The organism is Bacillus sp. FSL K6-0923 (assembly GCF_038630825.1).
In the GTDB taxonomy this organism is placed as follows: Bacteria; Bacillota; Bacilli; order Bacillales; family Bacillaceae; genus Bacillus; species Bacillus pumilus.
This window is the reverse complement of record NZ_CP152044.1, coordinates 3375863-3401038: the sequence shown is the minus strand read 5'-3', so window position 1 is coordinate 3401038 and position 25176 is coordinate 3375863. Positions and strand designations below refer to the sequence as shown.

Annotated in this window: 28 protein-coding genes; 19 read left to right on the top strand and 9 right to left on the bottom strand. The window is 42.3% G+C overall.

Annotated elements, in window-relative coordinates; all coding sequences use genetic code 11:
* The 3 genes from rfbD (at position 1) to MHI16_RS17460 (ending at position 2195) form a co-directional block, all read left to right on the top strand.
* Positions 1–855: a dTDP-4-dehydrorhamnose reductase gene (gene rfbD, locus MHI16_RS17470; protein ID WP_058013416.1), complete on the top strand. Its 855-nt coding sequence runs from the start codon at positions 1–3 to the stop codon at positions 853–855.
* Positions 848–1303: a dTDP-4-dehydrorhamnose 3,5-epimerase family protein gene (locus MHI16_RS17465; RefSeq protein WP_058013417.1), complete on the top strand. Its 456-nt coding sequence runs from the start codon at positions 848–850 to the stop codon at positions 1301–1303. The genes rfbD and MHI16_RS17465 overlap by 8 nt, the downstream gene beginning before the upstream one ends.
* Before the next feature lie 100 nt (positions 1304–1403).
* A complete protein-coding gene (locus tag MHI16_RS17460; RefSeq protein WP_321165902.1) occupies positions 1404–2195 on the top strand; it encodes an SDR family oxidoreductase in 792 nt (263 codons plus the stop codon).
* A 14-nt stretch (positions 2196–2209) separates the two neighbouring features.
* On the opposite strand, the gene MHI16_RS17455 is transcribed toward MHI16_RS17460, so the two are convergent.
* From MHI16_RS17455 to MHI16_RS17430, 6 genes are all read right to left on the bottom strand, one after another.
* Positions 2210–3406: an aminotransferase class I/II-fold pyridoxal phosphate-dependent enzyme gene (locus MHI16_RS17455; protein ID WP_058013418.1), complete on the bottom strand. Its 1197-nt coding sequence runs from the start codon at positions 3404–3406 to the stop codon at positions 2210–2212.
* Positions 3407–3421: 15 nt separating this feature from the next.
* Positions 3422–4843 carry an ATP-grasp domain-containing protein gene (locus MHI16_RS17450; protein ID WP_058013419.1) on the bottom strand — a complete coding sequence of 474 codons (1422 nt, stop codon included), beginning with the start codon at positions 4841–4843 and terminating at the stop codon, positions 3422–3424.
* A gap of 15 nt (positions 4844–4858) precedes the next feature.
* On the bottom strand, positions 4859–5620 hold the full coding sequence (locus MHI16_RS17445) for an SDR family NAD(P)-dependent oxidoreductase (protein ID WP_058013420.1): 762 nt from the start codon (positions 5618–5620) through the stop codon (positions 4859–4861).
* Positions 5617–6324, bottom strand: coding sequence for a cupin domain-containing protein (locus MHI16_RS17440; protein WP_058013421.1), 708 nt, complete (start codon positions 6322–6324; stop codon positions 5617–5619). The genes MHI16_RS17445 and MHI16_RS17440 overlap by 4 nt, the downstream gene beginning before the upstream one ends.
* Before the next feature lies 1 nt (position 6325).
* Positions 6326–6928 carry a bacilysin biosynthesis protein BacA gene (locus MHI16_RS17435; RefSeq protein ID WP_058013422.1) on the bottom strand — a complete coding sequence of 201 codons (603 nt, stop codon included), beginning with the start codon at positions 6926–6928 and terminating at the stop codon, positions 6326–6328.
* A 149-nt stretch (positions 6929–7077) separates the two neighbouring features.
* On the bottom strand, positions 7078–8310 hold the full coding sequence (locus MHI16_RS17430) for an MFS transporter (protein WP_058013423.1): 1233 nt from the start codon (positions 8308–8310) through the stop codon (positions 7078–7080).
* 145 nt (positions 8311–8455) lie between these two features.
* Here MHI16_RS17430 and MHI16_RS17425 point away from each other — a divergent pair, with 145 nt between their 5' ends.
* A complete protein-coding gene (locus MHI16_RS17425) occupies positions 8456–8935 on the top strand; it encodes an Lrp/AsnC family transcriptional regulator (protein ID WP_058013424.1) in 480 nt (159 codons plus the stop codon).
* Positions 8936–8948: 13 nt separating this feature from the next.
* On the opposite strand, the gene MHI16_RS17420 is transcribed toward MHI16_RS17425, so the two are convergent.
* Together MHI16_RS17420 and hemQ are read right to left on the bottom strand one after the other, a co-directional pair.
* Complete coding sequence (locus MHI16_RS17420; protein WP_058013425.1) at positions 8949–10109, bottom strand: MFS transporter; 1161 nt, start codon at positions 10107–10109, stop codon at positions 8949–8951.
* 67 nt (positions 10110–10176) lie between these two features.
* Positions 10177–10947 carry a hydrogen peroxide-dependent heme synthase gene (gene hemQ / locus MHI16_RS17415; protein WP_058013426.1) on the bottom strand — a complete coding sequence of 257 codons (771 nt, stop codon included), beginning with the start codon at positions 10945–10947 and terminating at the stop codon, positions 10177–10179.
* 239 nt (positions 10948–11186) lie between these two features.
* On the opposite strand from hemQ, the gene pta reads away from it, so the two are divergent.
* The 15 genes from pta (at position 11187) to MHI16_RS17340 (ending at position 24223) form a co-directional block, all read left to right on the top strand.
* Positions 11187–12158 carry a phosphate acetyltransferase gene (gene pta / locus MHI16_RS17410; protein WP_003215086.1) on the top strand — a complete coding sequence of 324 codons (972 nt, stop codon included), beginning with the start codon at positions 11187–11189 and terminating at the stop codon, positions 12156–12158.
* A 130-nt stretch (positions 12159–12288) separates the two neighbouring features.
* Positions 12289–13140 carry a MurR/RpiR family transcriptional regulator gene (locus tag MHI16_RS17405; RefSeq protein WP_058013427.1) on the top strand — a complete coding sequence of 284 codons (852 nt, stop codon included), beginning with the start codon at positions 12289–12291 and terminating at the stop codon, positions 13138–13140.
* Positions 13141–13283: 143 nt separating this feature from the next.
* Positions 13284–13955 (top strand): RraA family protein, encoded by a 672-nt coding sequence (locus tag MHI16_RS17400; protein ID WP_081042254.1) that lies wholly within the window; start codon positions 13284–13286, stop codon positions 13953–13955.
* 11 nt (positions 13956–13966) lie between these two features.
* Entirely contained in the window at positions 13967–14842 is an 876-nt protein-coding gene (locus tag MHI16_RS17395; protein WP_058013429.1) for a prephenate dehydrogenase/arogenate dehydrogenase family protein, read from the top strand.
* A gap of 45 nt (positions 14843–14887) precedes the next feature.
* Positions 14888–16222 carry a TRAP transporter large permease subunit gene (locus tag MHI16_RS17390; protein ID WP_058013430.1) on the top strand — a complete coding sequence of 445 codons (1335 nt, stop codon included), beginning with the start codon at positions 14888–14890 and terminating at the stop codon, positions 16220–16222.
* A gap of 13 nt (positions 16223–16235) precedes the next feature.
* Positions 16236–16502 carry a hypothetical protein gene (locus MHI16_RS17385; RefSeq protein ID WP_058013431.1) on the top strand — a complete coding sequence of 89 codons (267 nt, stop codon included), beginning with the start codon at positions 16236–16238 and terminating at the stop codon, positions 16500–16502.
* Positions 16503–16677: 175 nt separating this feature from the next.
* Positions 16678–17088 carry a DUF5082 family protein gene (locus tag MHI16_RS17380; protein ID WP_058013432.1) on the top strand — a complete coding sequence of 137 codons (411 nt, stop codon included), beginning with the start codon at positions 16678–16680 and terminating at the stop codon, positions 17086–17088.
* Entirely contained in the window at positions 17081–17359 is a 279-nt protein-coding gene (locus MHI16_RS17375; protein ID WP_058013433.1) for a YwqI/YxiC family protein, read from the top strand. Before MHI16_RS17380 ends, MHI16_RS17375 begins: the two co-directional genes overlap by 8 nt.
* An 11-nt stretch (positions 17360–17370) precedes the next feature.
* A complete protein-coding gene (locus MHI16_RS17370; protein ID WP_081042255.1) occupies positions 17371–19080 on the top strand; it encodes a T7SS effector LXG polymorphic toxin in 1710 nt (569 codons plus the stop codon).
* A gap of 21 nt (positions 19081–19101) precedes the next feature.
* Positions 19102–19419 carry a hypothetical protein gene (locus tag MHI16_RS17365; protein WP_044140199.1) on the top strand — a complete coding sequence of 106 codons (318 nt, stop codon included), beginning with the start codon at positions 19102–19104 and terminating at the stop codon, positions 19417–19419.
* 250 nt (positions 19420–19669) lie between these two features.
* The gene (locus MHI16_RS17360) at positions 19670–20056 is read left to right on the top strand and encodes an SMI1/KNR4 family protein (protein WP_268466894.1); all 387 of its coding nucleotides are present in this window, start codon (positions 19670–19672) and stop codon (positions 20054–20056) included.
* A 167-nt stretch (positions 20057–20223) separates the two neighbouring features.
* Positions 20224–21072 (top strand): biotin/lipoate A/B protein ligase family protein, encoded by an 849-nt coding sequence (locus tag MHI16_RS17355; RefSeq protein WP_061409898.1) that lies wholly within the window; start codon positions 20224–20226, stop codon positions 21070–21072.
* Between the two features lie 40 nt (positions 21073–21112).
* Positions 21113–21598: a tetratricopeptide repeat protein gene (locus MHI16_RS17350; protein WP_058013435.1), complete on the top strand. Its 486-nt coding sequence runs from the start codon at positions 21113–21115 to the stop codon at positions 21596–21598.
* A 118-nt stretch (positions 21599–21716) separates the two neighbouring features.
* Complete coding sequence (locus MHI16_RS17345) at positions 21717–23993, top strand: glycosyltransferase (RefSeq protein ID WP_268466893.1); 2277 nt, start codon at positions 21717–21719, stop codon at positions 23991–23993.
* Complete coding sequence (locus MHI16_RS17340; protein WP_061409894.1) at positions 23990–24223, top strand: DUF5970 family protein; 234 nt, start codon at positions 23990–23992, stop codon at positions 24221–24223. Before MHI16_RS17345 ends, MHI16_RS17340 begins: the two co-directional genes overlap by 4 nt.
* 34 nt (positions 24224–24257) lie before the next feature.
* Here the strand turns inward: MHI16_RS17340 and MHI16_RS17335 are convergent, their stop codons facing one another.
* Positions 24258–25058 (bottom strand): RsfA family transcriptional regulator, encoded by an 801-nt coding sequence (locus tag MHI16_RS17335; protein ID WP_061409893.1) that lies wholly within the window; start codon positions 25056–25058, stop codon positions 24258–24260.
* Positions 25059–25176 lie beyond the last annotated feature (118 nt).

Below are 25176 nucleotides of genomic sequence, written 5' to 3'. Positions count from 1 at the left end.
ATGAAAGTTTTAATCACCGGTGCAGGCGGGCAACTAGGGAAGGAATTGAGCAGACAGCTTAAGGAGAAAGACATCACCGTCATTGCCTTAACGAGGAGCATGCTCAATATCGCAGACCAGCAAGCAGTCAAACATGCGATGAGACACTTTCGTCCTAATATTGTTGTCAGTGCAGCAGCATATACCTCAGTAGATCAGTGTGAAACAGAAACGGAAAAGGCGTATCTTATTAATGGCATTGGCGCCTACTATACAGCGCTGGAGGCAAAGAACGTAGGGGCTGATGTGTTACATGTCAGTACAGATTATGTGTTTGACGGGCAAGCAGACACGCCTTACCAAGTGGATGCACAAGCAGATCCTCAAACCATTTATGGAAAAAGTAAAAAGCTTGGTGAGGAATTGATCCATCTTGTATCAGACGAAGTGAAAATCATCCGTACATCGTGGCTATACGGTCATGAGGGACATAATTTTGTGAATACCATCCTTCGGCTCGCAGAAACAAAGGATCATTTGCGCATCGTGAATGACCAAGTAGGCTCACCGACTTATACAAAGGATGTCGCAGAGGCCATCATTCATTTGTTTGATCAGCATGCAGGAATTTATCATGTCAGTAACCGAGAAAGCTGTTCCTGGTTTGACTTTGCGTCAGAAATTGTGGCAAAAAGCGGCCTGTCTACGACCATTGAGCCAATTTCCACGGAAGAGTACGGCTTCCAAACGCCTCGTCCAGCCTATTCTGTGTTAGACCTTCAAGCCATTGAAGCCACAGGCTGGCAGCCGAGACATTGGAAGGATGCGCTTCACGAATATTTGCAGAAAGAAGGGAGATGGCATCAGCATGATTGATGGTGTACAAACGAAAAAACTCATGAAACATTGTGATGATCGCGGCTTTTTTGCAGAGCTCATTCGAGATGATGAGCCGATGCTGCAACGTTTTGGGCAGGCATCGTGGTCGAAAAGCTTTCCAGGAGTAATCAAAGCCTTTCATTATCATGAAAAGCAAGATGACGTTTGGTTTTTCCCAGCAGGTCATGCTCAGGTCGTTTTATACGATTTGCGTGAGGGTTCTCCTACAAAGGGTCAAACTGATGTGTATTATATGGGGGAAGACAATCCAATGCTCCTCCTCATCCCAAAGGGTGTCGCACATGGCTACCGGGTACTAGGCGAGACACCTCTGCAAATTGTCTATTTCACGACAGAATCCTATGACCCGAAAAACCCAGATGAAAAGAGAATTGCATGGAATGACGAGACAATCGGATTTGATTGGGAAACGACTTTTAAATAAAGAACAGAGGCCTTTCGCAGGAGAAAGGTCTTTTTTTGTTGAAATACATTCTAAGTGTCATTTTATGTATTTTTTTAAGTTAAGCAGAAAAGGGATGTGGATGAGTTTGTCTAAAAGAATTGCATTTGTAACAGGGGCAAGTACAGGGATTGGAAAGGCAATCGCCATAAAGCTTGCCGCCCAGGATCATATAAAGGTCATCATCAATTCTAGAAATCAATCCTCACTAGAAGATGCGCGGCAGCACATTGAACGTATGGCAGAAACAAAGGAACCGGTGTCTCTTTTCTGTGGCGATATGTCGCATGAAGGAGTGCGGGCTGAGGCCTTTGCGGCAATAGATAAAGAGTTCGGCAGACTGGATGTGTTAATTAACAACATTCCAGGAGGGAAGCCAGATACTTTTGATTCATGTGAAAGCGAGCAGATGCTGGCAGCATTTTCACAGAAAGCTCTTGCGTATATTGATATGATGAAACGCGCGGCAGCAATGATGAAAAGGCATGAATATGGCCGAATCATTCAAATTGTCGGGAACCTTTGGAAGGAACCTGGTCATCAAATGTTTACGAACAGTATGATGAATGCAGCGATCATCAATGCTAGTAAAAATGCAGCCACACAGCTTGCGCCTTCTGGGATCACAGTGAATTGTTTAAACCCAGGATTTATTGCTACAGATCGGTATGAACAATTTATCGAAAACATGATGCGTGAGCAGTCATTATCACGCGAAGAAGCTGTACAGGCTGTTGCGTCAGGAATCCCGATGCAAAGAGTAGGTTCAGCGAGTGAAATGGCTTCATTGGCGGCATTTATCACATCAGAGGAAGCCTCCTATGTCACTGGACAGCAAATATCTGTCGATGGTGGTTCGATGAAAAGTATATAGATATGAAAAACCCGCTATATGCGGGTTTTTTGATGAAACCGAATCGGCAGTATGTGCAGCCGATCGATAAAAAGGGCAAGCTGTTCAATTGGCGTCACCATTGAGATACGGACATGACGTCTTCCGTGTGTTCCAAACACACCCCCAGGCGTCACGACGACATCTGCATGCTCGAGTAAATAGTCGGCAAATGCATGAGAATCCTCGAAATCATCAGGGATCGGTGCCCACAAATAAAAGGCGCCGGCTGGACGTTCAATGGTCCAGCCAAGCTGCTTCTCCGCTTGACGGATGAAGAAATTTATTCGTTCAAGGTAGACCTCTTTCAAAGATTGAATATGACAGTCATCACTTTGTAAAGCGACGGTGGCGGCATGCTGAAATCCACCATACATACTGACAAACACATGATCTTGGAAAGCGTTAATGGCATGAATGATGTCCTCATTGCCTACAGCAAAAGCGACTCTCCATCCTGCCATATTGAATGTTTTGGATAAAGAATATAATTCCACGCCTACGTTTTTTCCAAGAGGAGCCTTTAGAAAGCTCACTGGTTTTTGCTCATAATGAAATGAACCATAAGCAAAATCATGAATCACATGAAGTCCGTGAGTAGAGGCAAATGCCGCAGCCTCTTCAAAAAAAGCCTCATTTGCCACAGCACCTGTTGGGTTATTCGGATAATTTAAGAAAAGGACCTTTGCCTTTTTTAACACGTCTGGATCAATTGATGAGAAATTCGGCAAATAGCCATTTTCCTCTTCTAGCCGGATGCAGTATGGCTTTGCATCTGCCATCAAGATACCTGAATGATATTCTGGGTATCCAGGATCGGGGACGAGGGCAATGTCCCCTGGATCAAGCAGGCACTGACTCATCACATAAAGGCCTGTTTTTCCTCCATTGAAAAGGGCAATTTCCTTCTTCGGGTCAACCTCAATGGCGAATTCCTTTCTGTAGAAATCCGCAATGGCTTGCTTGAAAAAGTCAAAGCCTCTAAAAGGTGCATATTGCTGAAATTGCAAAGTGCCTGCTGCTTCTTGAAGGGCACGCACAATATGCGCAGGAGTAGGAAGATCGGGATTTCCCTGGCCAAGGTTAATGATGTTCGCTCCGTGCTTTGTTTTATGCGCAATTTTCTCAAATACGGTTCCGAATTTTTGTTCTGGCAGCCGTTCAATCATGTTAGAAGGTAAGATTTTCACCACGACATCCTCTCTTTCTTATCCCTTCACTAATTCATCCATTAACTGAATGGATGCCTGCTTTTGAATGTTACGGATGGAGGCGGCAACATCTTGAGAAGACGACCCTTTTAATTCAAGAGACACGATGCCATTAAATGCTTCAAATAAAGATAGATTTACAAAGGTTCCTTTAGGTGGGACGGATTCGCTGATGATGACAGTATCCCCAACTAAAGTGTCCTGCGGAATATGCACATGATCAATGGTGATGTGTGCGGCCTCAGGCGGAATGTGTCCGCTCTCTTTGAAATGCTGAGGGTATAAATGACAGTCTGCTACATAATGCGTATGTCCAGAAAGCAGTTTTTTTGGCAAATCAGCTTTTTTTCCATCGACCAATACATCAATCAGCAGCTTGGCCATATCTACCCCAAAGACCTTTTTGATATTCGGAATCATATTCCAGCCAGCAAATCTAGCTGCTGATTCGATCAGTCCAGTTTCCCGATGTTTCATCAGCTTGATCTCTGTATGAGTGGCACAGTTTTCGAGTCCTAACCCCTCATTTGCCTTTTTTGCTGCCTCAATGATGATGTGCTGAGCTTCATTGTCTAGGATCGACGGAGTGATATGAGCCGTTTCTGTAAAGCCGATTTGAGGGGTCTTATCATGAATGACAAAAGGGATATATTCACCCTCAACAACTAATCCTTCTACACTGACATAATCAGAATAGCCGTCGTCTTGATACCAATCCTCATAAGTGCCCTCCAAGTATGTCTCAGCGACAAAGGGTGATTCATACGTCACAGCGTTTGGAACGGGAATGGTTTGCAAATAGGATTGTACGTGTAAAAAGAGATCATCACTGCCGGCTCGGTCATGAAAAAGGGTCACGCCAATGGAGCTTGCTAAATATGTAGGCTTTAAAATAAGCGGTGTCCCGATATGCTCAATGGCTTGTTGAAAATCAGCTAAAGTCGTGACAGGCTGAGTTTTTACTGCTTTGACCCCAGCCGCGTTGAATGCAGCCCTCATTTGGCCTTTATCACGCGCTAATTCAGCTGCCTTTACCCCAGCGCCGCGCAGCCCAAGTCGCTCAGCGGCTTTTGCCATTGGTGCAATGAATAATTCATTATTGGTGGTGATCGCATCCGCTTTGAAAAAGGAAGCGACGCGGACGAGGTCATCCACCACCTCTTCCTCTGATTTCAGATAATCATCATGTGCCCAGTAAATCGAATCTGGGTGTTCAAAAGAAGGGTTTGTATCAAAATAATCTCGATCTTTGATGACCGAAATAGAGTATTTTTCGATTAGCTCAGCGTGTCCCTTTGTAATCGCAAAGGGTCTCGGGATATAAGAAACGATATGATACGATGCAGCCACGCTTTCATAAAACATATGGGGCGGGCATCCTCCCAGATCAGCAATGACAAGAACGGTTTTTTTACTCAATGAAAGCACTCCTTTTTATCTAGCGGTGTAACCGCCATCTGCTGTGACAACACTTCCAGTCATATAGCTGGATAGATCAGAGGCGAGAAACAGCATGACGCCTGCAATTTCTTCGGGTTTTCCGAGACGAAGTAATGGATTCACCTTTGCTTTTTCCTTTTTAACAACCTCAAGACTTTCTGAATGATTGTCTAAAAAGGATTTTTCATTTAATGGCGTATCAATAATGCCTGGGGCGATACAGTTTACCCTGATTTGATGGGCGGCATAGTCGACCGCCATCGATTTGGTCAGTTGGATGACACCGCCCTTTGTTGCATTATAGGCAGGGATGTCAGGCCAGCCGACAAGCCCTCCGACAGATCCGGTATTAATAATACTTCCGCTTTTCTTCTCAAGCATATGCGGCAAAGCATGCTTACTCATGAGAAATACACCCGTCAGGTTGACCTGCACAATGTGATTCCAATCCTCCAGTGTCATCTCGTGAACGGGAGAGACAATTTCAATGCCTGCATTGTTAATCAGCACATCGATTGTCCCAAACTGGTTCAGCACAGACTGAACGGTTATTTGACAGTCCGACTCATTCGTAATATCTGTTTTGAAAAACGCAAGATGCTCGTGCGCCAATGATTCGACGAGTTGTTTTCCGCTTTTTTCATTGATGTCAGCCACTGCGACTTTTGCTCCGTGCTCAAGGAAAAGCTTGACTGCGGCAAGCCCAATCCCCGATGCACCTCCTGTAATCAAGACGACTTTCCCGGTAAGGTTCATTTCTTCACCTTAGACGCTTTTGGCTTCAACCGATTATAGCGGGGAGGGAAGAAGAGATTAATAGACTTTGAGGCTTCCGGCTTTGGATTTATCGCCCCGTGGTCTTCCTTAGGTTCACAGAAGTAGGTAGTACCAAATTCCATTTTCTCTGTAAAGCCTTCAATGGTCATATCATAACCTCCGCTGATGCAAATGCCGATTTGTTCATTGCGGTGTTTATGAAAAGGCATTTCTCCGCCATTTCCAGGAATGTTGGCAATCATGAGCTCCATCCAGTCCTCAACAAAAAAGGTCACTTCCATGCCAGGGAGTAAATCCCGTGTTTTGAAAATGTCTAAGAAATAAGTAGGAGGCGCCGTATATTCCTCGCCATCTTTTAATCTCTTAATATCAATAGCAATCACTTCTTCATCTGTCAGGTTAGAAGCGCCGTGAGGGACAAAAGGTGGTGCGATATAGGCTGATTCTAAAGGGGTGAGTAATTGGATTGATGGACCGACTGTCATTTGAAGCTCACCTTTTAATACGATGCCGATTTGTGCTTCGGGATGCTCGTGAGGTTCAATGATCGTGTGAGGAGGGACGTATGAGATTAACACTTCCGTATCACCTCTGACCGTGGAATATTGTGTGACACCATTCTCCCATTCTATTTTTTTGGCTTGTGGAAAATATCGTTCTTGCGTCTTTTGTTCAGTTTGCATATTATATCTCTCCTTTTCCGAATATGGACCAGCTCATAGGGATGCTTTTAAACGTTCGAACGAAGGTGAGGCCATATGTGGCTCTGGCTACCTCATTGGTTAAAGCGAAATCAAATTCGCCGTCTCTTACTTTTTGTGCGGCAGTACTTGTTGAATTGACCAGCTCAAATTCAGCATTTTGGTGAATGAAATATTGAATCAAATTGACAGGTGCAGGATGAGAGACAATTTTTAAATGGTGGAGCATTTGTTCATGAAATGGAAAATCTGGTCTGACAGCCAAACCATACATGGGTGTGTCACATCTGAAAATTTGTAAGAGCTGCAGGTCAGGTCTCATGTAGAAGTGTTTGATTCCTTCGTATGCGTGTGGAACGAGAGTGTATTGGAGTGCGTGAGAGAGAGTATGTTCAATGCAAGTTTCGAACGTGTCGTAAAGGGATAGTTTCGTATGAGTGCCGAGTGTAGTGGTGGAATGAGAGATGAAATGTTTTGCTGCGTATTCACTGCTTGTCCCCTTAGGGCCTAGTGTATTGACTGTAAACATCTTAGGTGAAACGATGGGCTCTTCTTTGAAATGAAAAACATCATTCTTTAAGATCATGTTTACCATCCAATCTTTTTCAAATTTTTACTAGATTATAAAAAATATGTTTGTAAATTGTCAACAAAATTTATAAAAAATGTATTTTATGATGATATTAAAAATTGATCTAAAAAACTGCACATACCTAGATGTGCAGTGAATGGAGCTTACGTTTCAAATGTGTTTTTATGATTCTGCTGTAAGGTTCGTTCACGTTTATAGCTGGCGAAACTAACAAGAAAACCAACGAGCGTAATGAGAGCACATAGAAGCCCTACCGTATGATAGCCGAAATGGACATAGACAGGTCCCATAAGAGCGGAACCAAGCATAACGGCAAGGTTGGACGCAAGACTGTAAAAAGCCATCACTTTGCCTCGGTGGGTTTGGGAGCAGTCACTTAGAACAGTGCTCAAAAGCGTGACGGATAAACTTTGCATGGCACCCCAAATAAATAGGGCAAAAATCAGCAATGTCCATGAGAAAGGAGCATAAGGAAGTAAGGCCAGAACGAGTGTAATGCCGCCCAGCACAAAGAAAAGAGAACGAGTTTTGCCAAACCAGTCTGCTAATTTCCCTGTAAATACACTCATGGAAAAGCCGACGCCGTAAGCCATGATCAGTAGTCCTGCCGTCGATTGCCCTCCAGAAAATAAACTTTGCAGATACGCTCCTAAAAACGAGTACATGCCATAAAATCCTAGCATATTACAAAAAGTCACGGTCAAATAGGCGGGGACACGATCAATTTTCAAAGCTCCCCATAAAGAGTCAGCTTTCTCCCTAGCTTGAGGTGTTCCTGTATTCGCTGTGGCGGTTTGTTTACGAGATTCAATAATGACGAGCAGCAGGACAATGAGACTCATGATGGCGAAAATCCAAAAGGTCCATCGCCAGTTTAAACTCTGACCGATGAAGGCGCCAATTGGTACACCGAGGACAAGAGAAAGAGACCAGCTCGACACAATGAGCCCCATCACTTTGCCTCGATATTCATAAGGAACACGGTCGCCTACAAGCGCATAGGCTGTTGGCACAAATACACCGGTCGCCAGCCCAGAAAGAGCACGACCGGCAAAAAACACGGCCAAATTCGGGGCAGCCGCACACATCACGGTCCCAATCAAAAAGAAAGAAAGCCCGATGATCAGACATAGCTCCCTTGAATACCGGTCCCCTAAAGGAACAAGCAGCGGGGCTCCGATAAGCACTGCTAACCCATAAATGCTGATGGAAAGGGCGAGAATATCAAGAGAGTGCTGAAAGGAGTTTGATAAATCAGGCAGCAGTGGTGAAATCACCAGTTCTTCCGATCCCGCCGCAAAGACGCCAAGTGTCAGCGCGATGGCAAGTGTGATGGGAAATGTTTTAGAAGCCTGGCTGTCTAAAGATTCTTTCATCAAGTGATCCCTCCATACTTGCTTTTTCATTCAATTCCGTTAAAATAAATTCTACCATTATTTAGTTTTATTTTACATTTCGCATCATAAGTATTATCATAAAATACTTTTCAAATGGAACGATTTTTGGATAGGAGAGGTACGAATGAAAATCACCGATGTTGATGTGCATATTTTAAATGAATTGAAAAAAGATGCTCGCTTATCTATGAGGGAGTTGTCCAAACGAGTCAATTTATCCGCCCCTGCGGTAGCAGAAAGAGTGCGTAAATTAGAGGATGCAGGGGTTATCGAAGGGTATTCGGTTCAGGTCAACTATAAAAAATTAGGGCTTATGATTGACTGCTTACTGGAAGTCACAGTGCTAAACGGGGAGTATCAGCGTTTTGTGGCTTTTATGAATCAGCACCCACGCGCTTTTTTTGCGTATCGAGTGGCAGGACAGTCATGCTTTTTCATTAAGTTGTCAGTCGCTTCCCTTGAAGAAATTGAAGCCTTTATTCAGGCAGTGTCTGGGTTTACAAAAACCGTATCTCATATCGTCTTATCCGAGCACTCCTTTTCCCACCCAATTCAGGAACGTGTGAAACAAATAGAAGAGCCAGAAATGACCGTGATGAAATAAAAAAGGACCTGACTCAGGTCCTTTTTGTTCGTCTGTCTGACTGATAGCTCATGATCGTAATGATGAGTCCAATGAAAGTTAAAGCTGCAGCAAATAACGGTACAAGCTGTAAATGTGTAAGCTGGATGGCAAGACCGCCAAGCGCTGCACCGCCGGCATTCCCGATATTAAAGGCAGAATGGCTGAGCGTTGATGCGAGTGTCGGTGCTTCATGTGCCATGTTCATCGTGCGGTATTGCAAGGTAGGAACAAGAATAAATGAAATGATTCCCCACACAAAAATGGTCAGCACAGCAGGCACTTTGAATTCGGAAGTGATAGTAAACAATAACAGGACAGCCATCAGCAGGATCAAGGACACGATAATACTCGGCATCAGCTTCCAGTCGGCAAGCTTTCCGCCAACTAAATTCCCGATGGTGACCCCAAGTCCGAAGAGAACAAGGATGAGCGTCACCCCATTCTCTTGAAAACCAGTCACTTGCAGCAGGATCGGGCTGATATACGTAAAGGCGGTAAACACACCTGCAAAACCAAAGATCGTCATTGCAAAGGAGACGAGTACTTGTGGCTTTTTCAAAACAGACACTTCATTTCGAATATCCAGTACTTCTTCCTTCGATTGATTGGGTACTAAGCTGATGATACCGATTAAGGAAATGAGCCCAATGACAGCAATGACGAGAAACGACATACGCCAGCCGAATTGATTTCCAATGAAGGTACCGAACGGCACACCCAGTACGTTGGCGACCGTCAGTCCTGTAAACATGAAGCTGATCGCACTTGCACTTTTCTCCTTAGGCACAAGCCGTGCCGCCATGATCGCTCCGACGCCAAAGAAGGTCCCGTGAGCAAATGATGTCAAAATACGTGCAACCATTAATAGGCCATAAGAGGTTGATACAGCAGCAACAGCATTTCCCGCCACGAACAGGATCATTAATAAAATGAGAAGATGTTTCCTCGACATTTTTCCAGTCGATAACGTTAAAATAGGTCCGCCAACTGCCACACCAAGTGCATATCCAGTAATCAGCTGCCCTGAAGCAGAGATAGATACATGAAGGTCGTTAGCAACGTTTGGCAAAAGTCCCATAATGACAAATTCAGTCATACCAATCGAAAACGCACCGAGCGTTAAAGCAAAAATAGCGATGGGGAAGTTTTTCATGATGTGATCACCTTTCTAAAAAAATACATAAAAAGGCTTCGGAAAGATCCGAAGCCTTAAGAGTTTATCATACATGAAAATAAGACGCCAGCTGCTCGTTTGCTAAGCGGTTTCCGACAAAGAAGGAACCAAATTCGCCGTAGCGTGCACTGACTTCATCAAAGCGCATTTCATAAACCAATTTTTTGAATTGAAGCACATCGTCAGAGAAAAGAGTGACGCCCCACTCATAATCATCAAAACCGACGGAGCCTGTAATGATCTGCTTTACTTTTCCGGCATAACTGCGGCCAATTAAGCCGTGGCTTCTCATAAGAGATTTACGCTCATCCATAGAGAGCATATACCAGTTGTCGTTGCCGGAACGTCTTTTATCCATTGGATAGAAGCATACGTATTGAGAAGCAGGGAGCTCTGGGTATAGACGTGCACGTACATGCGGGTTCTCGTAAGGATCTCCGCCATCTCCGCCTCCTGCTAAGTAGTTGCTGAGTTCAACAACTGAAACGTACGAATAAGCTGGGATCGTAAACTCTGCTAGTCGTGTCTTGTTGAATTCAAGTTCAATTTCACCCAGTTCTTCCATGGTTGGACGCAAAATCATGAGCATAATATCTGCTTTTTGGCCGACAATACTATAGATTGTTTGGCTTCCAGCCTTATCGTGCTCAGCTGTTTTCCATTTTTCTAATAGACCTGTGAATTCATGAAGAATCGCTTGGCGCTCATCACTTGTCAGCAGCTTCCAAGCTGTCCAGTCAAAGGTTCTAAAATCATGCAGTGCATACCAGCCGTCTAGTGTTTGAGCTGCTTCATTGGTTGTATGTTGTTCGCTCATTTCTTTCACTCCTATTAACAGTTTTCCATCTGTTCCAACTATAACATAGTTTGTCCAAATGAAGATGTGATCAAAACTTGAACGACGAAGTCAGCTTTATGGAAATTGATTTAATTAGTTTGAAAAATAAGAATTTAATATGTAAGCGCTATAATGTAAGTTGGTAGTTTGAATTTATGTAGAAGAAGAGTATGCTTAAAAGAGAACGCTTTTTTTGTAAAATCAAGGAGGGTATATAAGTGGCAGATATTTTTTCAACAGTTCAGGAAAAGGTTGCAGGTAAAGGAGTAAAGATCGTTTTTCCTGAGGGAATGGACGAACGCATTCTAACAGCCGTTCAAAAACTAGCAGATGGCAAAGTCTTGCAGCCAATTGTTGTAGGTAAAACACAAGAAGTTGAAGCAAAAGCAAAAGAATTAGGTCTTACACTTGATGGTGTTGACGTGTATGATCCTCATACATATGAAGGTTTTGAAGAGCTTGTACAAGCTTTCGTAGAAAGACGTAAAGGCAAAGCAACCGAAGAGCAAGCAAGAAAAGCATTACTAGATGAAAACTACTTCGGTACGATGCTTGTGTACAAAGGTCTTGCAGACGGACTTGTGAGCGGTGCAGCACATTCAACTGCTGACACAGTACGCCCAGCACTTCAAATCATTAAAACAAAAGAAGGCGTAAAGAAAACATCTGGCGTCTTCATCATGGCTCGCGGCGAAGAGCAATATGTGTTTGCTGATTGTGCAATCAACATTGCACCAGACAGCCAAGATCTAGCTGAAATTGCAATTGAAAGTGCTAACACAGCCAAAATGTTCGACATCGAACCACGTGTGGCAATGCTTAGCTTCTCTACAAAAGGCTCAGCAAAATCAGACGAAACAGAAAAAGTATCTGAGGCAGTTCGTATTGCAAAAGAAAAGGCACCTGAGCTTGTACTTGATGGAGAATTCCAATTCGATGCAGCTTTCGTTCCTTCAGTAGCAGCGAAAAAAGCACCAGATTCCGTCATTAAAGGCGATGCTAGCGTATTTGTTTTCCCTAGCCTAGAAGCAGGAAACATCGGCTACAAAATTGCACAGCGCTTAGGTAACTTTGAAGCTGTAGGTCCAATCTTGCAAGGCTTAAATCAACCAGTAAACGACCTTTCAAGAGGCTGTAATGCCGAAGACGTTTACAACCTTGCGCTTATCACAGCAGCTCAAGCACTATAAACTAGCATCTCGGCTAAAGCAGTCAGCGCGATATTCGTGCTGGCTGTTTTTTTATTTTGGACAAATGTGTACAATATAGAGAGAACAAATCTGATCGTAGATAAAGCCGATAGGATGGGCGGGTGCTATAATGGAGGATTTAATACATAAGCTTCAGCATAAGGTCGCTTTTTTAACCGATGCACAGAGGAGAATTGCAGATTATATCGTACAACATCCAATGGAGGTCGCTTTTTTAACTGTTGATAAATTAGCGTCAAAAGTCGGGACGAGTACAGCAACCATCATGCGATTCTCTGCTGCTGTGGGGTATTCCGGTTTTTCGGAGTTTCAAAAAGAGCTCCAATCAGCTATGAAGCATAAAGCCGACCCTCAAACGAGACTTGAAGCGAATCTCAAGCATTCAAATAAGAGTAAGCTCCTGCATAACCATGTAGAACTGCAATTTCAAAATATCCAGTACGCATTGGACAATATCACGGAAGAAACCTTTCAGCAAATTGTTGGGAAAATAGCTAGCGCACGCCACGTTTTGTGTACAAGTGTCCGAAGTGGAAGACCTGTTGGCGAATACATGTCGTTAGGAATCAATCGGCTATTGGGGAATTGCCAGTATATTGATGCAGATCAAAGTGACTGGGTGGATGATTTGGTTCATTTCAACTCGGGTGATTTCATTATAGCTGTCAGCTATCCGCGCTATGCAAAGCGTATGAAGGATTTGATGGAAGCAGCGAAGTCTTATGGGGTGGAAGTCCTTTTAATTACAGACAGTTACAGCTCTCCACTAACCAAATATGCACAATATGTATTACCATGTTCCTCAGCAAGTGTAGGCTCTCATAACTCTGTCGTATCGGCTATCTTTATCGTCGATTTCATCTTAAGTGCATTAGCGATGGATGATCCTGAAAGAACCAAACCACGTTTAGATCAAATCAATCATATGTTAACGAAAATGAGTTATCACACAACACATTAGTCGTGTGGAACTCATTTTTTTATTTTTTTGAAAGCGCTTTACTATTTAAAAATGAGGTGGTATGATCATATCACGAAAGTAATATATATTACTTTAAATTAATTAAATGTAATGAATATAACTCAAAGGGGATGATGGAAACAATGAGTACTGTTCATTTCGTGTCAAATGATCTCATAGCTAGGGCAAAAAAGCTTAACTCGACCTTGCTGTCAGACGTGATGGGATGCACCGGCGCGATGGATCATCAAATCAAACCAGTTGTGAGAGGCATGAATGTAGTCGGCACAGCTTTTACCGTGAGCTTACGGCCAGGAGATAATCTGTTTCTTCACCAAGCGATTTATTCTGCGCAAGTAGGCGATGTACTCATCGTTGATGGGAAAGATCATAGGGGTCACGCATATTTAGGAGAATTGATGGCAGGTGCAGCAAAGGCTGTTGGAATAGAAGGAATCGTGATCGACGGTCTTGTCCGCGATAAAGTCGCTTTGGAGGAATTAGCTTTTCCAATCTATAGTAAGGGATTCACGCCGAATGGACCTTTTAAGGATGGTCCTGGTGAATTGAATGAAATCATCTCGTGTGGAGGGGTCAAAGTATCACCAGGTGACTTGGTCGTTGCAGATGATGATGGAGTAGTGATTGTCCCGAAGGAGAAAGCAGAAGAGATGCTGTCGCTGGCTGAGGAGAAACAAGCATATGAAAATCAAAGATTAAAAACCATTCAACATTATATGAGTGAAGAAAAGCAGGATATTAGTCTCCTAGCACCTGCATGGCTAGAGGGCAAAATGAAAAAATTTCAGGGATAGGGGAATCTGTGATGAAGATAGGCTTTATCGGTTATGGAGAAGCGGCATATGAGCTGTCAACGGGGTTGAAAACAGAAGGATTAGATCATTTTTATGCGTATGATGTACTATTACAAAATGAGAAACTGGCTGGAACAATGAAAGAAAAAGCAGCTCGTACAGGCGTCGAATTAATAAGTAATGTGAGTGAGGTCATTGAGAAATCTGACATTGTCATTGCGGCTGTGCCAGCGAATAAAACCTTAGAAGTGGCTCAATCTGTATTAGGAAGTTTGAAAAAAAATCAAGTATATGTGGATGTGTCGGCATCAACTCCAGACATCAAAAAACAAGTGGCAGACGAAATTAAAAAGCAAGAAGCTCTATTTGTAGATGCCGCCATGCTAGGATCTCTCCCTGTTAACAAACATAAGGTTCCAATCACGGCAAGCGGAAGTGGAACAGATCGATTCATTGAATTAACGAAAGAATACGGTATGAATATTACAAAAATCAGTGATCAGCCAGGAGATGCTTCAGCCTTAAAGCTAATAAGAAGCATTTATATGAAAGGAATCGTCGGTTTACTTATTGAATTTTTGGAAATTTCCAAAAAGTATAATGTAGAAGATCAAGTGATTTCTTCACTAAGCGAAACGATGGACAGCAAAAGTTTTGTAGAGACAATGAATCGTCTTGTGACAGGAAGTGCATTACATGCAAAAAGACGAGCGGTCGAACTACTTGGCTCTATTGAAATGCTGGATTCAGCTCATATTGATGCGAGCATGTCCCGGGCAGCACAACAGAAGCTAGAGAGATTAGCAGATTTTCAATTCGTTGAACGGTTTAATGGGGAAAAACCAGCCAGCTGGGAAGAAGTCATTGATGTGATGCAGCAAGGGTGATTTTTGTAAGCGCTTTATTAATTGAAAGGGAGGCGAAGAAACGACATGGGTTTTATTGCATTGATTGTATTCATAGCCGTCATCATTATATGGAATGTCATCGTGAAACGAAATATGGGAGAAGCCATGCTGTTAGGCTTTATTGCAACCACTTTGTTTGGCGGAATGGATGCGCTTAGACTGTTCTGGGATGGTTTAATATTTGCATCCACATATGAGGTGCTTTATGCAGCCGTTGCGTTTGTATTCATGGCTTATTTAATCGAGAAGCTGGAATTAATTCACGCACTCCTGCGCATCTTGAATTCGGTTGTCGGCAAGCTTCCTGGGGGAGCGGCTTATATGAGTACGTTAGGTTCAGCAGTCCTAGGCGCTCTATCAGGTTCGAATTCTGCAAACACAGCTGCCACTGGCTCTATTACGGCTTCTTGGATGATTAAATCAGGATGGAGCCGAACCCATACGGCCACGATTCTAGCCGGGAATGGCGGACTTGGAGCCGCGCTACCTCCGAACTCTTCCATGTTTATCATGCTCGGCTTTGCACCAGTTGCAGCCCTTGTCTCTGAAGGTGATTTATATATTGCTCTTTTAATAGGTGGACTGTATCAAGTCGTATACCGATTTATTCTTGTGTATATTCTGGTGAGAAAAAATAAAATTCAAGCGATGCCGCCAGATGATATTGTCCCCTTTAGAGAAGCTGTGAAACAAGGGTGGAAATCGATTTTTATTTTTTTCGGTGCCTTGATCCCTATCATGATCACAATTGGTCCGCTGGCAAACTACTTAAAAAGTAATCCAAACATTGGACCAGAGGCAATGGATCAAATTTCTTTAATTACGTGGATTCCGATTCTCATGATGCTGATTAGCTTAACAATTGGAAGAAAAAAGGCGTCTGCTTTAGATTGGTCTCAGTTTTTCAAGTCGGCCATTCCTAAGTTTACAACGATCGGTGCCTTGATGCTGTTTGCTGTTGCTGCTAGTCAGGTGCTTGCTGAATTAGGACTCGCAGAAGATTTGACACACATCACATCAATACTTGCCATTCCGAAGTGGCTCATGGTGCTCATTGTTGGTGTTCTTGTCACGCTGGTGGCCGGACCATTATCTTCAACTGCTACATTAACAGCTGTTGGGCTTGTCTCATTTTCAGCTTTAATCTCAGTCGGAGTAGATCCAGTTGCCGCTGTTGTCGCCATTCTTGCCTTTTCATCAACAGAAGGCGCTTCCCCGCCTGCATCAGGGTCAATTTTCATCGCTTCTGGTCTTGCAGGAGCCCGGCCGGAGAAAACATTTATACCGCTCATTCTTTACTATATGCTGCCGATTGTAGGAATTGGCTGGCTCATTGGAATGGGCATACTTCCAGTATAGAAAGGAGAAACACATGAGAGCATTGATGGAATTTTTATTTAAAGTGCTGCTTGTCCTTTTCTTAACGTCAGGTACCATGCTGGTATTCGGTCAAATTCTAGGGATTCTCTTACAAAATGGAGATTTGATCATAGCAAGTACGAACCTATTCAAAAATCCCACACTTGTGTTAAGCGCTTTTTTTAGTCTTATCGGTTTCTCTCTTCATTATATTCCTGACAAGAAAGACACGTCATTTAGCGATCAACCATCAGCATCAGCTGGTGATTCGGTCAAATAAGCGTCAAAAGCTGGATTCAGTTGGTGAATTCAGCTTTTTTTGTGCATGTGAAATAGGTATAAAAACCCAATACCTACGATTCATTTTTCGGTGAATTTGTTTTCAATCATATGCCTCTTGTGCTAGGAAATGGTAACATAACGGAGGACTATTTGAGGAATAGAGGTGTTTGACGATGTCTGGAGCTATCATCGGTTATACAACAGCCTTGTACTCGTTAAAGGCAGACATATCCATAAAAAAAGAACAAATCATAGAACTCAAGATGTGTCGAAAAGAAATAAAAGAAGCAAAATCGGCTCTGGCAGATGCTAACAAGAAAATGACTTATCCAGATCTGACATCACATACATGGTTTGGCCATCTTGCAGATACGTTTGATGACATTCGAGACGAGATGGCATCCGCCAGTCAAGAGATTAAAGGTGTACAGCTGACCAATCTAGTGAATCGAATTGATGAGAAAATCAGTGACTTAAAATCAGAAATTCATTCGTTAGAACATGAAATCCATTCTGTTGAAAGAAAAATAGAGAAAGAAAAGCAGAAACAACTGGAAGAAAAAAGAGGGAAGTCACATGAGTAGAGAAATCAAAATAGATGCCAGTGAAATCAAACAAGTGTTACAACATACTAAACAATCAGGCGCTCAAATGAATGCAAAACTTCCAACATCCATCAAAGGGAGAAACCAGCTCCTAGTAGCAGACACATTAGAAAAAATCAATCAACAATTGAACGAATTAAGTACATCCTATATAGGCATTCTTCAGAAACAGCTTGTACAAACAGAACAAGCGGTGAACACCATGATCGAAACGGACAAGGCGCTTGCCTCCAGCAGTAAAAGAAAATAAAGGAGAACGCAATGAAAACCCTTGACGCCTTTGCGCTAATAAACGGAATTGACCAAACGCTGAATACATTAAAGCAGCAATCACAACAAATCAGCTCCATAGAAAAACAAATTCATCACATCATCTCACTTGATGGCGCACTAAAGGGAGAGGCGGGACAAGCCATTCGCTCCTTTTATACAGAATGTCATATTCCCTTCCTGCAATTCTTTCAGGTCGTCATTGAGGAATACAGCACTGCGCTGAAAAACACAAAGCAGGCGCTTCATGCACTAGAATCAAACGGGCATGGCTTTATATCACAAGCATTTATTGAACACGAAGTTGATCAAGGTTTAAAAAAAGCTGAACGAATGATATCCGAGATTGTAACGGATGTAAGCCACGCCATTGGCAGAGTTGGTCATATTGTTCATTTACCAAATGTAGACGAATCAGTGTTTCAGCAGAACTATCAAAAGGCATGGCTTGAGACATCAAGAACCATTGGTCTGCTTCATGCATTTGACAGAGAGCAGACAAGCGCTTTACATGAAACCACAAGCTCTCTTCAAACAATGAAGCAATACATACATACCTTAAGTACCATGTTCACCGGCCCAAAAATCGACATCACCACCTATCAAAAAGGATCTATTTTCAAAAATGGAAAAGAAGAAAAAATAAGCAGCACCATCGGTGGATTGAATGACAAAATAGACGACCCGAAAGACAACCCGATGATGATCATGCTGAAGAGACTGAGAGAGAAAGAACGGACGAATGTGGAGACGGTTGTTCGGGATGAATCTCATAAAAACATCAGCCAACAAGTCACAGCAAACGATCCATCACTTACGACATTGCAAAGGGAAGCATTGAACGGGAAAAACAAGATTCATAGAGACATCAGGGTTATAAATGGTAAACTATACAACGTCAAAGGCATTAAAAAGTTAAAAGAATTCGATATCGCAGATGAAGTCGTCACCGACTCATCCGATATTGATTTTATTGGCGGCCGATACACCGTTTACGCCAATAAACAAATCATCCGAACGTATATTGCAAACGATGAAGTAAGAATAGAAGAAGTAGACAAAATTCCAGAAAGCCGTAGCCGAGGCAACGCGAAGCGCATATTAGACGGTGAAGTTGTCTCAACAACCGAAAACATCATCCTAGAATACAGCGGAATCTATGACGGTTATCGAGCCGTCACCGGCAAAGACCCTGAAACCAGCCAAAACATCAGCAACACAGAACAAGCTCTGTCCGCAGCTTCAATTATCCCATTTATGAAAATCATTAAGGGTGGGAAATATGTTTTTAAAATTGATCAAGGGGAGAAAGTGGTTAAAAGGGTTGAGAAGCCGAATAAGGTTACAGGTCAAGTTGGTTGGAGTTTGTCAAAGGGCGGAGGAATAATAAATCAAAGAAAATATTCTCAGCATGCTCTAGAAAGAATGGCACCAAATATTCCTGAAGTAAGGGCAACCTTAACAAAAAGAGCTTTAAAAAAAGCTGATGAATTAGGTTATCAGCCGCAAACAAAGGACTTCAATGATTTTATAAAAAAATATGTAGATCCAAGAGATATTCCGCCTTCTGTTATTGAGGACGCTATAAAGAATACCAATAAGATACCTGGCCATAGAAAAGGAACTTTTGTTCACGATACACTGGATGTAAGAGTTGTTATAAATGAATTTGGTGATGTTATTACAGTTATCCCTAAATAATGAGTAAAAGGGTGAATGAAAATGTTTATAAAATATGATGAATATGATTTGTTAGAGCTTTTTCAAAGTGAGCCAGTTAGTATTACGGGCAATTTAGATGATGGAGAATACATTTATTCTTATGAAGACGATCTGAATTTCAAATTAATTTTATCCCTTGATGTATATAAACAAACAATTAGTATAAGTATTACTTTTAATGATTTTGTAGTTTTTTCAGGTGAGTTCTCTCACGTAACTAGCATAAAAAGAAATGACAGGACTCTGATTGTGTATGTGAATGAGGAAGAAACTCTAAAAGTTAAATTTTACAATCAAGTGGGTGTCGAGTTAATTTAATTGATATTTAAATGTTTTTTAGATTTATCTACATCGCAGATTGTATAAAAACATGAACGAACTTGTTTACTCATTAAAGCCTTAAGACTAATCATGAGGTGCGGTTCTTTAATTGGAACATTTATTTTAATAGATGGTTAGAAAGTATTGAAAATTGATCTCATCATTTTCTATTAAAGGTGCTGCTGTGGATGTATAAAAGGATCATGACAAAATTAGCTGATTAAAAGCTTTTAGGAGGCTTTCCAAAATGATCAACTTCTCTCAAAATCCCAACAATCCTGAACCAGCAAGCGACAAACACATCAAAGAGGCAGAATCCCAACTAAACATGTTGTTACCTCATACTCTTAAGACCTTACTCAAACAGACAAATGGATGTTCCATTGGTGGCGATGTCCTACTATACGGCACTGAGGACATTGCGGAACGCAATGCAACGTGGGAGGTTCAGCGGTATGCAGGCGGCTATGTAGCGATTGGCGACGATGGTGGAGGGCAAGTATTTCTCATGCGTCAGACCGAAGAAGAGAAACGCGTGTGGGTTGTAGATGCTGGTGTAATGGACCCTCAGCATGCAGAGTTGGTCACTGAAGACTTGCTGGAGTGGGTGAGGGGGGGATGTATCATTGAATGATCACAGCATTGAAATGCATGAATCATTGAAAAGCAAAACTGAATCATCCAACTGAACGCTCTGTGACGTTAAATGTCATGGAGCTTTTTTGATGCTCTCTCCGATTCTCCCTCCATTCATCCCATGTTATAATAAACACAGTTTATGAACGAGAGGATATGCAGGACATGAAAAATGAACCTATTGAGTTACTGACACAGCCGAAATGGCGAATCATAGATCAATCGAGCCTCGGCCTTTATGTGGACCCAAAGCAATCCTTTGCGATGGATGATACGCTTTGTGCGTCGGTCGGGAAGGGACTCTCACCAGCGACAGCGCGTTCTTGGGTGCATCACAATACAATTGTGCTTGGGATTCAGGATACAAGACTTCCATTTCTCCAAGATGGCGTGAAACTGCTTGAGGAAGAGGGGTATCGCGTCATTGTACGTAACTCAGGCGGTCTTGCTGTGGTGCTGGATGAAGGTGTCTTAAATGTGTCTTTAATCTTTGCGGAACAAAAGAAGGGCATTGATATTGATCGCGGGTATGATGCGATGGTGGAATTGGTCCGCCGGATGCTGTCGATGTATGATGTGGACATTGAAGCCTATGAAATTGTCGGCTCTTATTGTCCGGGCAGTTATGATCTAAGCATCAATGGAAAGAAATTTGCAGGCATTTCTCAGCGTAGATTACGCGGTGGAGTCGCTGTGCAAATTTATTTGTGTGCAGATGGAAGCGGGCGTGAACGTGCCGACTTGATCCGCCGTTTTTATGATGCCGCCTTAAAGGATAAACGGCAAGAAGTGAAGGCAGTATTTCCTGATATACAGCCGGATACGATGGCATCCTTATCAGAATTAATTGGTGAACCGATTATTGATTGTACATTTCTCATGCGCCTATTACTAGAGGAGCTTCAAAAGCTCAGTGATCAGCTGACAGCATCAGGACTGAACGCAGAAGAACAGCTGGAATTTGAGAAAAACATGACGCGGATGATTGAGCGCAATGAAAAGGTGTTTTCGTAAACATCAGCCTTTTCATCTTGAAAAGAGTAGAGGTGGAGTGATGGAAACAAAGCTTGAAAAAGCCATTGAACTTCGAAAAAGTGGACATCTTCAAGAATCAAGAGAATTGCTGTCTCATCTTGTAGAGGAGTATCCAGACGATGCCTCTATTCATTATCAATGTGCCTGGAGTTATGACCTGTTAGGTGAGGAAAGGCAAGCTGTCTTTTTTTATGAGAGGGCCATTGAGTTAGGATTGTCTTCAGAAGAACTAGAAGATGCTTTACTAGGGTTAGGAAGTACATACAGAACTTTGGGAGAATATGAAAAGTCAAAACAAATATTCCTAAAAGGGATGGAAACTTATCCAGACAACAAAGCCATTCAAACGTTCTATGCCATGACTTTGTATAATTTAAAGGAACATAGCAAAGCGATGGAAATATTACTGAACTGTTTAACTGAAACGACAAAAGATCCTGCTATTTTAAGTTATCGAAAGGCGATTGATTTTTATTCAAATCAGTTAGATAGGTTATGGAAATAATAGTTGATTTGGCTACTTGAATAGAATTGGAGGGGCAATGTTATGAAAAAATCCCCTCCTTTGTTATGAAATTTTATATGTAATAGTCATTTATGGTATAAGAAAGAAGGTAAATTTGTTGTCATTATTCACCACGTATTACCCGCTGTTTATGCTTTGCGTTTTGTCTGTGTTGTATGTGATGTATCGTATTCAACCGGTGGCCTCTACTGTTAAAAAAATCATCATTGTGCTCTGTGTGTTAACAAATGCCGCCTATATTTGCTGGCGTCTTTTCTTTACACTGCCGCATGAAGGTACTTTTAATATTGTGATGGGTATTTTGCTTGTTGCTTGTGAATGCATTGGATTTTTACAGCTGCTTGTGTTTTATACACTTGTTTGGAAGCCTTCCAATCGGAAGCAAGTCACGATCAGTGATCTTGACAGGCTGCCAACAGTTGATATTTTCATAGCTACATATAATGAACCAATTGAAGTGCTGAAACGCACTGTTGCAGGTTGTGTGAATCTCTCTTATCCAAAGGACAAAGTCCACATCTATTTATGTGATGATGGCAAGCGGGAGTCTGTACAGCAGCTTGCTTCTGAGTTTGGTGTTCATTATCTGACAAGAACAGATAACAAGTTTGCGAAGGCGGGTAACTTAAACCATGCGATGTCTCAAACAAGTGGGGAGCTGATTCTCACACTTGATGCGGATATGGTCCCCCTTCCTTTATTTTTAGAAAAAACAGTGCCTTACTTTCATGATGGAGCGACGGCGTTTGTTCAAGTTCCACAGGCGTTTTATAACGAAGATCCTTTCCAATATAATATGTTCTCGAAGGATCGAATTCCAAATGAGCAGGACTTCTTCATGCAAACCCTCCAAGCTGGGAAGGATCGGTTTAATGCTGTGATGTATGTCGGTAGTAATACTGTCTTTAGAAGAATAGCTTTAGATGAAATTGGCGGATTTGCTACTGGGGTGATTACAGAAGACATGGCGACAGGCATGCTTCTCCAAGGAAAGTTCAAATCTGTGTCTGTCGGAGAAGTATTAGCCGTCGGGCTGGCACCTGAAAGCTGGCTTGATCTATTAAAGCAGAGAGATCGGTGGTCGAGAGGGAACATTCAGTGTGCCCGTAAGTTTAATCCTTTGAAGGTTCGCGGCTTAACGCTGATGCAGCGAGTTCTTTATTTAGATGGTATTGTGTATTGGTTTAACGGTTTGTTTAAAATGATTTACATTCTCACACCGATTTTGTTTTTATTGTTTGGTATTCAAAGTTTCTGGGCAGATTTCCAGTCTATTTTCATGTTCTGGCTGCCGGCGTTCTTTAGTTCCTATTTAGCATTTAAACTTGTGTCGAATCAAAAGAGAAGCATGTTCTGGAGTCATATTTATGAAAGCTCTATGGCGTTCCACCTAGCTGGTGTGGCTTTAAGTGAGCTGTTTTTCAAAAAGAGAGTTGAATTTCTTGTCACACCAAAGGGCATTCAAACGGACAAAAGACATTTTCATTTGAAAACGATGATTCCCCATTTGATCTTTTTGCTGCTCTCATTGCTTGTCCTAGTGAAAATAGGATACGATGTGAAGGTAAATGGGACGATGAATGCTGATCTCACGTTGATTAATATATTTTGGGTGATGTATAACGGTGCAGGCCTATTCATGGCACTACTTGTGGCGTTTGACCGTCCGCGTTATCGGAAATCAGAGCGATTTATCATTGAAAAAGAGGGGCATCTTCGTTCTGATCATCAAGATCAGTCGATTGCTTGTTTCCTGCAAGATATGAGTGATTCAGGTGCGCGTCTCTCCATTCCATTGGATCAAGCATCTTCTCTTTATCAAGGACAAACGCAATTATTCTTTACAGAGGATGAACGTGTGGCGTGTGACGTGGTCTGGAGCTATCCGGAGGAAGACAAGCTGATGGTAGGTGTTGCTTTTACTGACACACAAAAATCAGAGTATCTATCACTAATCCGCTTCCTATTCACACGAGAGCATGTAGCCATTACGGATTATGAGAAAAAATCCTATGCTGTTCGGACGTTTCTCCGCTTTGTAAGAGAGACAGAGAAAGTGCCAAAGGCTATACGGCGCAAATGGATGAGAAAACCTTTAAAAGGTGTGACAGGCACGTTGTCATATGAGGGCAGATTAGAAGAGAAGGTGCCGTTAGTCATACATGATATTAGTGTATCTGGGTGTAAAATCGAGTCTGAAGCTGGTATTGAATTACATGAGAAAGTGCGGATCACCATTGACGCAGAATCTCTGACAGATCAGCCGGCGATTGCCGTTTGGACTTCAAAAAGACGCGGACGTACAATGGTCGGACTCAAATTTGTTCAACCTGAAATCAAGCAGATAGAAGAAAGAGAGGGAGTGGTTTCTTGAAATCAAAAAACGGCGGTTACCTCTATTTACTATGGCTTCCTGTTATCATGGGAGCCGGCTATGGCATTTCGCTTTTGGTGCCGTTTCTTCAGCCTGTCCTGACACTTGGCATCGCAGGTCTTTATATTTTTATATTTGGTGATTTTCAGGTGAGACAAGTCAGGTATATTTTTATGTTTGTCTTTTTGATGAATGTCCTTTTTAGTGTGATGCTATTTTTGGGCATTTAAAAAAGTGCTTCCCGCAGATGGGGAGCACTTTTTGTTATTCTGCCATTTTTTCGAGGTTGCCGTTTCGGTCCATTTTAAAGGTTGGAGCGGCAGTGTCATCCTCTTCAAACAAAACTAGTTTTCTTGCACGGTTCATGATTTTGACAAGTGTTTCATAATCTTCTTGAATCGTGAGCTGATCCTTCTCAAGCTTTTTCACTTCTGCTTCTAGCTGCGTGACTTTATGTGAAAGTTCGTTATTTTCTTGTTTTAACCGGCTGTTTTCCATGCGTAATGCAGAGGATTGCTGTCCATCGCCTTCATAGCGGCGCAAGAAACGAATGACATCTTCAATGGTTAACTCCTGTTGCTGCCTAAAAGGATTGGCTTCTGGCTTTTTCTCTACGACATGTGAAGCCTGTGACAATAAATGTGATAAACTAGCTAACTCTTCATTGTAGCTTTGGTCTACAAACTGGAGCTGCTCGGCTGTTTCAGATGCTGGTGCAAACGTTTCTTCCTGCGCTGGTTCCAGCTCCTGTGAGAATTCCTCTTGCGTGACTGTTTCTTCTACTTGCGGCTGATAGAGTAATCGTTTCTTTGCAGGCTGGCCATTGCCAAGAGCACGCATCCGTTGTTTTCTTTGTTTTTTGGCAAGGGCTAGCGCTTTTTCATATTGATGCCTTACAACAGCATTCCATCTAAAACCGCATGCCGCTGAGGTGCGATTTAGCTTGTCTCCTACTTCTTCAAACGCATTCAGCTGTGTGCTGCCCTCTCTCACGTGACGTAAGACGGTTTCTGCCAAAAGAAGATCATCTTCCTCTGACCAAGCATCTTGTCTTTGTTTTGACATGTTTAAACCCCCATATGATTTGATGGTATTAGATTAGCCAAATTCAAGAAGGTTTATACAAGTTTGCTAAAAGGATAGTGGAAAATACTAGCTTTTATATGAGCGCGTCTCAGCGATT

Bases quoted from the DNA above. Each gene is read 5' to 3' on its own strand.
- MHI16_RS17375 (WP_058013433.1), top strand. From the start codon at position 17,081: ATGAGTAGAGAAATCAAAATAGATGCCAGTGAAATCAAACAAGTGTTA.
- MHI16_RS17400 (WP_081042254.1), top strand. From the start codon at position 13,284: ATGAGTACTGTTCATTTCGTGTCAAATGATCTCATAGCTAGGGCAAAA.
- MHI16_RS17380 (WP_058013432.1), top strand. From the start codon at position 16,678: ATGTCTGGAGCTATCATCGGTTATACAACAGCCTTGTACTCGTTAAAG.
- rfbD (WP_058013416.1), top strand. From the start codon at position 1: ATGAAAGTTTTAATCACCGGTGCAGGCGGGCAACTAGGGAAGGAATTG.
- MHI16_RS17395 (WP_058013429.1), top strand. From the start codon at position 13,967: ATGAAGATAGGCTTTATCGGTTATGGAGAAGCGGCATATGAGCTGTCA.
- MHI16_RS17405 (WP_058013427.1), top strand. From the start codon at position 12,289: ATGGAGGATTTAATACATAAGCTTCAGCATAAGGTCGCTTTTTTAACC.
- hemQ (WP_058013426.1), bottom strand. From the start codon at position 10,947: ATGAGCGAACAACATACAACCAATGAAGCAGCTCAAACACTAGACGGC.
- MHI16_RS17365 (WP_044140199.1), top strand. From the start codon at position 19,102: ATGTTTATAAAATATGATGAATATGATTTGTTAGAGCTTTTTCAAAGT.
- MHI16_RS17355 (WP_061409898.1), top strand. From the start codon at position 20,224: ATGAAAAATGAACCTATTGAGTTACTGACACAGCCGAAATGGCGAATC.
- MHI16_RS17385 (WP_058013431.1), top strand. From the start codon at position 16,236: ATGAGAGCATTGATGGAATTTTTATTTAAAGTGCTGCTTGTCCTTTTC.
- MHI16_RS17435 (WP_058013422.1), bottom strand. From the start codon at position 6,928: ATGATCTTAAAGAATGATGTTTTTCATTTCAAAGAAGAGCCCATCGTT.
- MHI16_RS17335 (WP_061409893.1), bottom strand. From the start codon at position 25,058: ATGTCAAAACAAAGACAAGATGCTTGGTCAGAGGAAGATGATCTTCTT.
- MHI16_RS17350 (WP_058013435.1), top strand. From the start codon at position 21,113: ATGGAAACAAAGCTTGAAAAAGCCATTGAACTTCGAAAAAGTGGACAT.
- MHI16_RS17465 (WP_058013417.1), top strand. From the start codon at position 848: ATGATTGATGGTGTACAAACGAAAAAACTCATGAAACATTGTGATGAT.
- MHI16_RS17370 (WP_081042255.1), top strand. From the start codon at position 17,371: ATGAAAACCCTTGACGCCTTTGCGCTAATAAACGGAATTGACCAAACG.
- MHI16_RS17440 (WP_058013421.1), bottom strand. From the start codon at position 6,324: ATGCAAACTGAACAAAAGACGCAAGAACGATATTTTCCACAAGCCAAA.
- MHI16_RS17390 (WP_058013430.1), top strand. From the start codon at position 14,888: ATGGGTTTTATTGCATTGATTGTATTCATAGCCGTCATCATTATATGG.
- MHI16_RS17360 (WP_268466894.1), top strand. From the start codon at position 19,670: ATGATCAACTTCTCTCAAAATCCCAACAATCCTGAACCAGCAAGCGAC.
- MHI16_RS17420 (WP_058013425.1), bottom strand. From the start codon at position 10,109: ATGAAAAACTTCCCCATCGCTATTTTTGCTTTAACGCTCGGTGCGTTT.
- MHI16_RS17425 (WP_058013424.1), top strand. From the start codon at position 8,456: ATGAAAATCACCGATGTTGATGTGCATATTTTAAATGAATTGAAAAAA.
- MHI16_RS17460 (WP_321165902.1), top strand. From the start codon at position 1,404: ATGAGTTTGTCTAAAAGAATTGCATTTGTAACAGGGGCAAGTACAGGG.
- MHI16_RS17430 (WP_058013423.1), bottom strand. From the start codon at position 8,310: ATGAAAGAATCTTTAGACAGCCAGGCTTCTAAAACATTTCCCATCACA.
- MHI16_RS17445 (WP_058013420.1), bottom strand. From the start codon at position 5,620: ATGAACCTTACCGGGAAAGTCGTCTTGATTACAGGAGGTGCATCGGGG.